Source organism: Lentzea sp. JNUCC 0626 (genome assembly GCF_043632865.1).
Lineage (GTDB): Bacteria > Actinomycetota > Actinomycetes > Mycobacteriales > Pseudonocardiaceae > Lentzea.
This window is the reverse complement of record NZ_CP171635.1, coordinates 3,268,730-3,279,351: the sequence shown is the minus strand read 5'-3', so window position 1 is coordinate 3,279,351 and position 10,622 is coordinate 3,268,730. Positions and strand designations below refer to the sequence as shown.

The following is a 10,622-nucleotide window of genomic DNA, read 5'->3' as shown; positions in this document are numbered from 1 at the left end:
GTGATCCGTGTCGACGAACACACGACTTCGGGACTGGCCTGTCAGCCGGTCTTGACGGCGTCCAGCACGGCCGCGAGCGAGGGTTCGGCGTAGATGGCGGCCGGGGAGCCTCCGAAGGGGACGAGCGCGGACGACGGGCACCCGGAGGTGCTGTCACCGGTCAGGTCGCGGACGGCGAGTCTCCTGCCCGTGCGGGCCTCGTAGACCTCCAGCTGCCACACGCCCTGGTAGAGCGTGACCGGGCGGGTGAAGACGCCGAAGCGGTCGCCGTACTCGCAGGTGCGCCGCATCGCCCCACCCGTGATCATGCGCAGGCAGGCCACCTGCTGAACCTCCTCGGCCTGAGCGGTCGGCCGCACGTCGAACAGGCGCTTGCGCACGTACTCCTCGTTGGTTTCGACGTACGTGCGCGTCACGCGCTCGCCGTCCGAGAGGGCCGGTGAGCCGCGGTGCGCTGCGGGGAAGGTGCAGGTGCGCCGCAGGCCCTCCTCGTCCGGGGGCAGGCTCGAGAGGGCGAGAACCGTCAGGGCGCCGGACACCAGAGCCGCCGTCATGCCCACCACGCCGGCGGCCACACCCGTGCCACGTCTGGGAGTCCATGGCCGAGGGTCACGTGACGTCCAGGCGTGAACGACGAGCAGGCTGATCGAGGCGAAGGTGGTCACGAGGGTGACCTGCCACAACAAAGAACCGATCTCCAGGAGGATCGCGTTCAGGATCGCGCTGACCGATCCCACGGCGGCTGAGTACCGCAGGGTCCGAGCGGTCGCCACAGGTTGGTTCACGGCGGAATTCTGGGTGAGTGGGGCCGGGAGGGGTCCCGGCGGGGGAGTGCCATCAGGCAAACGCTCGGCTGGAGAAGCCCAGCCGAGCGTCACGCCAGATCTTCACTCAGGACGCCGGTCGATCGGTGATGTTGCGGCAAACCTGAGTCCACTCCCGCCGTCGGGTAGTTCTGGTGTCCGGATAGGACTACGGGCCCACCCGCGGCGTGAGCATCGAGTTGCCGTTGGCGGTCTCGCTCGCCGGCACCTCGAACTGGACGTTCTCCCAGTGCTCCACGACCTTTCCCTTCTCCATCCGGTAGATGTGGAACACCATGACCGGCTGCGGCGCGACACCGATCAACCGGTGGTGCGCCACCACCTCGTTGCCCTCGGCCATGATCAGGCCGGGCTCGTAGCGGATGCCCGGTGGGAGGTTCCGCATGGTCTCGCGGTGTGCGGCTTTCCCGTTCGCGGTGAACGGCGCGTGCTGGATGTACGGGTCGCTCCAGTAGCGGTCCACGGCGCCCAGGTCTCGCTTGTCGAACAGTTCGTGGAGGGCCTTGGCGATGATTCGCTCGTTGTCGTGACGAGGCGACGGGAGGGACTTCGAACGGGAGATCATCGGGTTGCCGCTCACGGTCTGAGAGGCGGGGATCTCGTCCTGGACGACGTCCCAGTGTTCGACGATCCTGCCCCGGTCGAAGCGGAAGACGTCCATGACGATCTTGGTGGCCCCGACCCCGGTGACCCGGGAGTTGACCGTGACGTAGTTGTCGTCCGCGATCAGCTTGTAGACCTCGTAGCGCATCTTGGGGGACTGGCGGACGTACTTCTTGATGCCCGCGAATCCGTTGGCGATGGTGGGGTTGTGCTGGACGAACGGCTCCCTGAAGTAGCGGTCGACCGCGCCGAGGTCGTGCTTGTTGAACAGCTCGTGCACCACCGCCATGGTGACTCGCTCGTTCCGCATCTCCTGTGGCGTCAGCGGGTTCGACCCGTTGGTCGCGGAGGCTGCGGCGGGCGCCGCGGTCATCAGCACGGCGATGGCTGCCGCGATGGTTGCTTTCGTGCTCATTGGAGCTCCAGACAGATGTTGTTGGGGTCAGCGGCGGTCGGTGGGAAGGGGCAGCACTCGCAGGCAGATCACCACGACGACGGCGGCGACGACGACGTGCATGGCCATCAACGCGATGGCCGCACCCCAGCCGGCGCCGGGGAGCCAGTCGTTCACGACCAGCAGGACGTCAGGAGTCCAGCTGGTGCTCACCACGGTGGGGACCAGCAGGCGCATCAGTCGCCTCGGGCGAGACGAGCGGGCGCGAACGACGGCCCAGCCCGCGAATCCGGCGAGTACGCCGACGACGCTCCACATGCCGTAGGCCTGCGGGGTGAGCGGGACGAAGTCGGATGAGGCACCAGCGGCGAGTGCGATCGCGGCGACGCCCGCGTTGAGCGCGATCGAGAAAGCCGCGGCCGTGATGATGCCGACGACGACTGCGATGGCGGAGCTACGGGGTGGACGAGCGGTGGTTGTCTGACTGGACATGGTCTTCTCCGGCTCCGGGGTCAGTTGAGGGCAGGGCAACAGCGCTGATGGATCTCTACCGGGGGATCGGCTGGTGGGCGGCGACGGCGGCCATGGTCCGGCCGGACATGCGCCGGGACATCGAGGCGGGCAGGCTGCTGAGCAGGCGTGCGGTGAGACCGGGGGTGACCTCGACGAGTCCGGCACTCAGAGCTTTGAAAGCGGTGGACACGCTGTTCGCAACCGTTGTCCCGCCGGTGTCCGGCAGGGAGCGACGGCTCTGCAACTCGGTACGCGTCGGTCCTGGTGTCAGCACGGTGATGGTGATCCCGCGCTCGGCGAACTCGGCGTGCAGACCGCGCGCCAGGGTGTTGGTGTACGCCTTCGCGGCGGCGTGCGCCGCCAGCCACGGAATACCCGCCTCGGCGCCGGCGGCACCGACCAGGAGCACGCCGCCCTTGCCTCGGTCGGCGAAGCGATTCCCGAAGTGGTGGGTGAGAACCAGGTGGCTGGCGGCGTTCAGGAGCCACGAGTTGTAGGCGTGCTGCAGGTTTCGGCCCAGGAACTCGCCGGGGACGAGGTCGCCGGCGTTGGAGATCAGCAGTCCGATGTCGAGGTCGGCGGTCGCCTGCACGAGGCGGTCCGGTCCGTCCGGAGTGCTCATGTCGACGATGACGGACCGGTGCAGCACTCCGTGCTCGCGCTCGATCTGGTCGCCGAGATCGGTCAGCGGTTCGGCACGGCGGGCGGCGAGGACGACGTTGAACCCGTTGGCCGCGAGCTGCCGGACGAACTCGCGCCCGATCCCGGCCGAGGCTCCGGTGACCACCGCCCACGGGCCGAACTCGTCCAGCGGCAGGTGGGCGTGTGTCATGACTTCTCCTGGTGGGATTGCTGATTCGTGGTCAGGTAGGCGATTCCGGTGAGTTCCTCGGCCGCGTGCCACAACCGCCGGCCCACGGCCTCGTCCGTCGCTTCCTCGCTGAACCGGGCCGTGCCGACGCGTCCACGCAGTTCACCCGGCCCGGCCGGACCGAAGAACTGGCCGCCGCGGATTCCCGGGCCGGTCGCCGCGTGCAGCTGCGGGAGAACGCCGCGCCGTACCGGCTGGCCGCCGAGCAGGACGGCCGCGGAGACCAGCCGCCCGAGCAGGCCCCGGTTTTTCCAGGCGTTCGGGGTGAGGTTGGTGCGGGTCATTCCCGGATGGGCCAGCACGCTGACCACGGACGACCCGGCGGCGCGCAACCGGCGGTCCAGCTCCACACCGAGCACCGTGGCGGCGAGTTTGGAACGACCGTAGGCGGCGTTCGGCCGGTAATCGCGGGCGAACATGAGGTCGTCGAAGTCGAGGTGTGCGTTGCGGTGGGTGAGTGAGCTGATGGTGACCACGCGGGCGGCGCGGGCGGAGGTCAGGTTGGGCAGCAGCAGACCGGTCAGCGCGAAGTGCCCCAGGGCGTTGGTCGCCAGGTGCAGTTCATGGCCGTTCCCGGCGGTGCGACGCGGGCCGAGCAGCGCCGTTCCGGCATTGTTGACCAGCAGGTCCACTGTCGGGTGATCAGCGTCCAGGTTCTCGGCGAACGCTCGCACCGAGATCGGCGACGCCAGATCCAGTGCCCGCACCTCGACCTTGCCCTTGATCGTGCGGGCGGCCATGTGACCAGCGGCGAGGTTGCGCACGGCGAGCACCACGTGCGCGCCGCGTCCCGCCAGTTCGCGGGCGGTGTACAGACCGAGGCCCGAGTTCGCGCCGGTCACGACGGCGACTCGGCCGTGTTGGCTGGGGATGTTCGAGGTCATGTCACGAAGCTAGGGGCGACGCGCGAGGTCTCCGTCGTATCGGTTTCCCTAGGTTTGCCAGTCCTACCTTCGTGCGCTCTCGGCCCTCCACAATGGAGACATGACGCATCCGTACGCTCGTGAACTCGGCGAGTTCCTCCGTGCCCGGCGCAGCCGGCTGCGGCCAGAGGACGTCGGCCTGGAACCAGGCGGCCGGCGCAAGGTCGCGGGTCTGCGCCGCGAGGAGCTCGCACTGCTGGCGGGCCTGAGCACCGACTACTACCAGCGGATGGAGCAGGGCCGCGAGCTGCGCCCGTCCGACCAGGTCCTCGCCGCGCTGGCCGACGCGCTCGGGCTCGATGACGAGGAGTGCAGGCATTTCTTCGCACTGGCCGGCGCCGCGCGCAGGCCGGCTCCCGCGACGGTGCACCGGCCCCCGGAACGGGTGCCCGCCAACACCCGGCGGCTCCTGGACGCGATGAACGTCCCCGCACTCGTGCTCGGCCGGCACCTCGACCTGCTGGCGTGGAACCAGGCCACCGAAGCCCTGTTCGGCGACCTCGGGTCGTACCCGTCCGACCGGCTCAACCTGCTGATGCTGATGTTCGACGACGAACAGGTCCGAGAATCGGGCTGCCGGGACTGGGAACACCAGGCGCAGCAGTACATCGGCATGATGCGCGCTTCGGTCGCCACCGACCCGGCCCATCCCCGTGCGGCGGCGATCATCGGCGAGCTGAGCATTCGCAGCGCGGACTTCCGGAGACTCTGGGCCCTGCACGACGTGAGCTCGACCACCAGCGGCGCAGGGACGTTCCACGTTCCCGAGGTCGGCCAGATCACCCTCGACTGGGACACCTACCCGCTTCCGGGAAACCCCGGCCCCGTGATGCTCGTCTTCACCGCCGAACCGGGCAGCGCCGACGCCGACCGCCTTCGCCTGCTCGCCTCGTTGCACGCCACCCGCACCCGCAAGAACAACTGAGACCACGCGTCGGCCTGGTGGGCCACGGCATGGGCAATCTTTGCGTTGCCGCAACGGCAGAATGCGAAATTCGCCGGTAGAAGACTTTGCGCAGAAATTCCTGGAGTTCGGCCGCTGCTGCTCCACGACTGGATGCCGGATTTCGGCATGCCCATTGGCGACGACTTGACTCTTGTAACACCTGTTCCCATTTCTCCTTCTTGAGGTGCTCAGAATTGTGAGTGAGACCATGAACGCCGCGACCGATCCGGCTCCCTTTCCGATCTCGCGCGACTCCGCGTGCCCTTTCGATCCGCCCGCCGAGTACGCCCGGATGCGTGCTCGGGAAGGCACGACCGAGGCGGCGTGCCCGGCAGGCGTCAACGTCCGCGTGGTGAGCAAGTACGCCGACGTGCGCACGATGCTGAGGAATCCCGCCATGAGCTCGAAGGCGGCCCCGTCCACGCACATGGTGATGGGCGCCGAGCTCGACGACCGCGTCCCTGCGCCCGGCAGCGTGCTCACGTCGGACGATGCTGGACACGCCCGCCTGCGTCGCCTTCTGGCGCCGGAGTTCACCGTCAGGCGGATGCAGGCCATGCGTCCCTACATCCGGAAGCTGGTCGATGACCACATCGACGCGCTCCTGGCCGAGACAGGACCCGTCGACTTCGTGCACGACTTCGCGTTGCCGATCCCCTCGCTGGTGATCTGCGAGCTGCTGGGCGTCGACTACGGCGACCGCGACAGGTTTCAGCAGCAGACAGCGGTGCTGATCAACACCACCAGTGACATCGCCTTGATGTCGCAAGCCATGCACCAGGTCAACGGGTTCATGGCCGAGCTGGTCCTGGCCAAGCAGGCACGACCCGGTGACGACCTGCTCAGCAGGCTGATCGCCCGGGCCGAGGAGAGCGGCCAGGAGCTGACCGTCGAGGAACTGGTCACCCTGAGCGTCACCTTGCTGATCGCAGGGCATGAAACGACAGCGAACATGATCGCTCTCAGCACCCTGGTGCTCCTGCGACAGCCTGAACAACTCGCCGACCTGCGTGCCCATCCTGACCTCGCGAGCACCGCCGTCGAGGAGATGCTGCGCTACCTGTCGATCGTCCAGTTCGGTGTGCTGCGTCAAGCCACGGGTGACGTCACCATCGGGGACGAGACGATCAAGGCCGGCGAGTGGCTCGTTGCCGCGCTGTCCGCCGGCAACCGGGACGAGTCGGTGTTCCCCGACGCCGACAGCCTCAACCTGAGGCGCGACGCGACCCCACACCTGACGTTCGGGTACGGCGTCCACCAATGCCTTGGTCAGCAACTGGCACGGATCGAGCTGCAGGAGGTGTTCACGCGACTGCACCAGCGTGTTCCGACGCTGCGGCTCGCGGTGCCGTTCGAGGACGTCGAGTTCAAGCACGACGCACTCGTCTACGGCGTGCGGACGTTGCCGGTCACCTGGGACAGCGAGTGAACTCGGCTGGAAGCGTGACAACTCGAGAAACCATTTGAGTCACGCCCGAACAGTCAACCGCACAACGTGACGGGGTTCGTTGACGCGTGGGCCCGGATCATGAATGACTCGACGGGAAGATTCCGTTCCGAGAAAGTCGCCATTTCCGAAGCCGGCACCCCGCGCCGTGAACCCGATCAACAAGAGAGTGGATTCTCATGCGAAAACGTGTCATTCCCCTGCTGCTCGCATGCGCGGGAGTGGTAGGTCTGACCGCACCGCCGGCGACCGCCGGCTCCGGGGTGCTGCCCTTCGAGGTGGAGAGTCTGGACGGCGGACGCAACAACCTGCTGCGCCCGGACCAGGGAAAGGCCGGTACGCCGTACCTGCGAGCCGCAGCCGCGCGGTACGCGGACGGCGTGGGGGCCATGGTCGCAGGGCCCAATCCGCGGATGGTCACGAACCGGATCTTCAACGACTCAGGTCAGCCGTTGTTCTCGCCACGCGGGGTCAGCCAGTGGGCTCCGGCCTGGGGCCAGTTCCTCGACCACACGTTCGCGCTGCGGATGGACGGTGACGAGAACGTCTCGGTGATCTATCCGACCGGCGACCCGATGGAACGCTTCACCAGCGCCTTCCCCGGGGTGCCCGTGTTCCGCAGCGTGCCTGCCGCCGACACCGGGCAGACCACACCGCGTCAGCAGCTCAACGATCGCGGCTCCTACCTGAACGCCTACGCCGTGTACGGCGACGAGCCCGACCGGCTGGAGTGGATGCGCGAGGGCCCGCTGGACGGAGACCTCTCCAACAACAGCGCCAGACTCCTGATGCCCAACGGGTTCCTACCGCGAACCACCGCCCGCGGCGACGCGAACGCCGCTCCGTTCATGGACCGGACCGTCGCGGTCGACGTGGCGGACCTGGCCGTCGCGGGCGACTTCCGCGGTAACGAGAACTTCGGCCTGCTCGCGGTCCAGACCCTGTTCGCCAAGGAGCACAACCGGATCGTGTCGCTCCTTCCGCAGAACTTGTCCGAAGAGGAGAAGTTCCAGCTGGCGCGACGAGTGGTGATCGCCACCCAGCAATACGTCACCTACAACGAGTTCCTGCCCTCACTCGGAGTGAAGCTCCCGGCGTACCGCGGGTACCGGCCGGATGTCGACGCGACCATCACCAACGAGTTCGCGACGATCGGCTACCGCGCCCACAGCATGGTGCGCGGCGATTTCGCCGCCGACGTACCGGCCGGCAGGTTCACCGAGGCGCAGCTGGCGGAGTTCCGCGCTCAGGGGATGACCGTCACCCCGCAGGGCCGGACAGTGCGGATCGTCGTTCCGCCGGACCAGGTCGTCTTCAACACGCCCCTGTTCGAGCGCATCGGCACCGGGCCGTTCCTCGCCGGTCTGGCGGCCAGACCGCAGTTCCGCAACGACGAGCAGATCGCCGACGTGCTTCGCAGCCTGCCGATCCCGGTCTGCCGGCCAGGAGCTCCCTGCGAGAACGGGATCTTCGACATCACGTCGATCGACATCCAGCGCGGACGCGACCACGGCATCGCGAACTACAACGATCTGCGACGGGCTTACGGTCTCGCGCCCAGAGCGGACTTCAAGTCGATCACCGGCGAGCGCACCGACTCGTTCCCCGCAGACTCCGAGCTGACCGCGGGCGACGAGATCAACGACCCCGACAGCCTCGACTTCCTCGCACTGCGCGATGTCCACGGCCGGACCATTCCGCTCGACAGCCCGCGCGCACAGGACTCGGCGACCTCAGGCGAGCGCCGCACGCCGGTCGCCGCACGACTCAAAGCGATCTACGGCGACGTTTCCGACGTCGACCCGATCGTCGCGATGGCCTCCGAACCGCTCGTCCCGGGCACCGAGTTCGGTGAGCTGCAGCTGGCGATGTGGACCCGTCAGTTCACCGCACTGCGCGACGGCGACCGATTCCACCACCTCAACGACCCGGTTCTCACCTCGATCCGGCACCGCTACGGCATCGACTACCGGCACACCGTCGCCGAACTCATCTCCCTCAACACCGACACCCCGCGTTCCTCGTTGCCCGCCAACGTCTTCAAGGTCCGCTAGCTCCAGATTCAGGCCCGCCTCGCCCTCAGCTCAGCGGGCAAGGCGGGCCTTCGCGCGACCTCTCCGGCCCGACCGCGCCACGCGATCACGGCCAGGACCCACCGCCACCTGTAGTTTGTGAGGGTGGACGGAGCGCCGCTGGACCCTGGACAGATGCGGGCATGGACGCGCCTGGCCGCGGTGTCCGTGTTGCTCATCAGTGAGTTGGACGGCCGTCTGGTTCGTTCGGCTGGGCTGAGTCATGTCGAGTACCTGGCGCTGACACAACTGGCTGACGCACCCGAACGCACGCTCACCATGTCCGAGTTGGCCGCGCGCACGAACTCGACGCCGTCACGCCTGTCTCACCTGGTCTCCAGGCTGGAACGGCGTGAACTGGCCGTCCGGCACCGGTCGCCGGACAGCGGCCGCGTCGTGTTGACCACGCTGACCGCGCTGGGCTGGGAACGGGTGGCCCAGGCGACTCCGGAGCACCTACGAGCTGTGCGTGAGCTCGTGTTCAGCGCCATCGAGCCTGAAGAGGTCGACCAGTTCGGCGACGTGCTCGGGCGCTTGCTGGACCGCCTCGATCCGGGCGGGGCGCTCACCTTCCGCGACCGGGCCTGGACTTCCGACTGGGACGGTGAGCCTTCGACACCGCCGCCGAGCGGTCAGGTGAACTGAACGGCGCTCGGCCTGTGTTCGTGCCGTTGTGCCGCCGGAGCACGGGGATCGGTCCGGCGGCACAACGCCCTGTTCAGTCGAGGTCGGCGGACAGGGCCTGGTAGATCGGGTACTTGTCGGCCATCCGAGCCACCCGCTCCCGCAGCTCGAGGACGTCGGGGCCTGGCAGCAGTGCCGAGGCGACGACTTCGGCGATGGCGGTGAAGTCGTAGGCCGTGAAGCCGCGGGTGGCGAGGGCGGAGGTGCCGATTCGCAGCCCGGAGGTGATCAGGGGCGGTCGGGTGTCGAAGGGAATGGTGTTGCGGTTCACCGAGATGCCGATCTCCTGCAACCGGTCCTCCGCCTGCCTGCCGGTCAGTTCCGACTCCCGCAGGTCGAGCAGCAGGAGGTGGACGTCGGTACCGCCGGTGAGCACCTTGATGCCGGCTGCCGCGACGTCCGGAGTGGACAGCCGGTCGGCGATGATCCGCGCGCCCGCCACGGTGCGGCGCTGGCAGTCGCGGAACTCGGCGCCGGCGGCGATCTTGAACGCGACCGCCTTGGCCGCGATGGTGTGCGCCAGCGGTGCTGCCTGCTGACCTGGGAACACCGCTGTGTCGATCCTGGCGGCGTGTTCGCCCCTGCACAGCACCATGCCGCCACGCGGGCCGCCGAGCGTCTTGTGCGTGGTGGACGTGACCACATCCGCATAAGGCATCGGGTTGGGGTGCACACCCCCGGCGACGAGCCCCGCGAAGTGCGCCATGTCGATCATCAGGTACGCGCCGACCTCGTCGGCGATCCGGCGGAACTCGCTGAAGTCGAGCTGTCGTGGGTAAGCGGACCAGCCGGCCACGATCAGGCGTGGCCGGTGCTCACGGGCCAGTCGCTCCACCTCCTCCATGTCGACCAGCGAGTCCTCCGGGCGCACGTGGTAGGCGACGCAGTGGTAGAACCGGGCGGAGAAGTTGAGCCGCATGCCGTGCGTGAGATGGCCGCCGTGCGCGAGGTCCAGAGCCAGGATGGTGTCGCCGGGATCCAGCAACGCGTCGTACACGGCCGCGTTGGCCTGTGCGCCGGAATGCGGCTGCACGTTGACGTGCTCCGCGTCGAACAACGACTTCGCCCGCGCCACGGCCAGCCGTTCGACCGCGTCGACGTGGTCGCAGCCGGCGCTGTACCGCAGACCCGCGTACCCCTCGGCGAGCTTGTTCATGAAGACCGACCCCTGCGCCTCCATCACGGCCCAGTGGGTGTAGCTCTCCGACGCGATCATGCTCAGTTCGGACCGCTGCCGGCCGAGTTCGCCGGTCAGCTCCCTGGCCACCTCGGGGTCGGCCTCGCGCAGGGATCGGTCGATCACCGCGGTCTCCAACTGGGCAGTGCTCATCTCGGGTTCCTCCTG

General features: G+C 68.1%; 10 protein-coding genes. 4 read left to right on the top strand and 6 right to left on the bottom strand.

The window, feature by feature from the left end:
• Positions 1-41: 41 nt before the first annotated feature.
• The 5 genes from JNUCC0626_RS14280 to JNUCC0626_RS14260 all read right to left on the bottom strand — a co-directional run bounded on the left by JNUCC0626_RS14280 (position 42) and on the right by JNUCC0626_RS14260 (position 4,089).
• Positions 42-785 (bottom strand): hypothetical protein, encoded by a 744-nt coding sequence (locus tag JNUCC0626_RS14280; RefSeq protein ID WP_394620219.1) that lies wholly within the window; start codon positions 783-785, stop codon positions 42-44.
• Positions 786-972: 187 nt separating this feature from the next.
• Positions 973-1,842 carry a nuclear transport factor 2 family protein gene (locus tag JNUCC0626_RS14275; protein ID WP_394620218.1) on the bottom strand — a complete coding sequence of 290 codons (870 nt, stop codon included), beginning with the start codon at positions 1,840-1,842 and terminating at the stop codon, positions 973-975.
• Between the two features lie 27 nt (positions 1,843-1,869).
• A complete protein-coding gene (locus JNUCC0626_RS14270; RefSeq protein ID WP_394620217.1) occupies positions 1,870-2,313 on the bottom strand; it encodes a DUF6069 family protein in 444 nt (147 codons plus the stop codon).
• 55 nt (positions 2,314-2,368) lie between these two features.
• A complete protein-coding gene (locus JNUCC0626_RS14265) occupies positions 2,369-3,166 on the bottom strand; it encodes an SDR family NAD(P)-dependent oxidoreductase (protein WP_394620216.1) in 798 nt (265 codons plus the stop codon).
• Positions 3,163-4,089 (bottom strand): oxidoreductase, encoded by a 927-nt coding sequence (locus tag JNUCC0626_RS14260; RefSeq protein WP_394620215.1) that lies wholly within the window; start codon positions 4,087-4,089, stop codon positions 3,163-3,165. The genes JNUCC0626_RS14265 and JNUCC0626_RS14260 overlap by 4 nt, the downstream gene beginning before the upstream one ends.
• A gap of 100 nt (positions 4,090-4,189) precedes the next feature.
• Between JNUCC0626_RS14260 and JNUCC0626_RS14255 the strand changes: the two genes are divergently transcribed.
• The 4 genes from JNUCC0626_RS14255 (at position 4,190) to JNUCC0626_RS14240 (ending at position 9,238) form a co-directional block, all read left to right on the top strand.
• A complete protein-coding gene (locus JNUCC0626_RS14255; protein ID WP_394620214.1) occupies positions 4,190-5,053 on the top strand; it encodes a helix-turn-helix domain-containing protein in 864 nt (287 codons plus the stop codon).
• A gap of 217 nt (positions 5,054-5,270) precedes the next feature.
• Positions 5,271-6,503, top strand: a complete 1,233-nt coding sequence (locus JNUCC0626_RS14250) for a cytochrome P450 (RefSeq protein ID WP_394620213.1) — start codon at positions 5,271-5,273, stop codon at positions 6,501-6,503.
• Positions 6,504-6,700: 197 nt separating this feature from the next.
• Positions 6,701-8,575 (top strand): peroxidase family protein, encoded by a 1,875-nt coding sequence (locus JNUCC0626_RS14245; protein WP_394620212.1) that lies wholly within the window; start codon positions 6,701-6,703, stop codon positions 8,573-8,575.
• Positions 8,576-8,728: 153 nt separating this feature from the next.
• Positions 8,729-9,238: a MarR family winged helix-turn-helix transcriptional regulator gene (locus JNUCC0626_RS14240; protein WP_394620211.1), complete on the top strand. Its 510-nt coding sequence runs from the start codon at positions 8,729-8,731 to the stop codon at positions 9,236-9,238.
• 73 nt (positions 9,239-9,311) lie between these two features.
• Here the strand turns inward: JNUCC0626_RS14240 and glyA are convergent, their stop codons facing one another.
• Positions 9,312-10,607 (bottom strand): serine hydroxymethyltransferase, encoded by a 1,296-nt coding sequence (glyA, locus tag JNUCC0626_RS14235; RefSeq protein WP_394620210.1) that lies wholly within the window; start codon positions 10,605-10,607, stop codon positions 9,312-9,314.
• Positions 10,608-10,622: the final 15 nt, after the last annotated feature.

What these genes read in the sequence shown, in the direction of transcription:
- JNUCC0626_RS14255 (WP_394620214.1), top strand. Translation starts at nt 4,190, where the DNA reads ATGACGCATCCGTACGCTCGTGAACTCGGCGAGTTCCTCCGTGCCCGG.
- JNUCC0626_RS14265 (WP_394620216.1), bottom strand. Translation starts at nt 3,166, where the DNA reads ATGACACACGCCCACCTGCCGCTGGACGAGTTCGGCCCGTGGGCGGTG.
- JNUCC0626_RS14260 (WP_394620215.1), bottom strand. Translation starts at nt 4,089, where the DNA reads ATGACCTCGAACATCCCCAGCCAACACGGCCGAGTCGCCGTCGTGACC.
- JNUCC0626_RS14275 (WP_394620218.1), bottom strand. Translation starts at nt 1,842, where the DNA reads ATGAGCACGAAAGCAACCATCGCGGCAGCCATCGCCGTGCTGATGACC.
- JNUCC0626_RS14240 (WP_394620211.1), top strand. Translation starts at nt 8,729, where the DNA reads ATGCGGGCATGGACGCGCCTGGCCGCGGTGTCCGTGTTGCTCATCAGT.
- JNUCC0626_RS14245 (WP_394620212.1), top strand. Translation starts at nt 6,701, where the DNA reads ATGCGAAAACGTGTCATTCCCCTGCTGCTCGCATGCGCGGGAGTGGTA.
- JNUCC0626_RS14270 (WP_394620217.1), bottom strand. Translation starts at nt 2,313, where the DNA reads ATGTCCAGTCAGACAACCACCGCTCGTCCACCCCGTAGCTCCGCCATC.
- glyA (WP_394620210.1), bottom strand. Translation starts at nt 10,607, where the DNA reads ATGAGCACTGCCCAGTTGGAGACCGCGGTGATCGACCGATCCCTGCGC.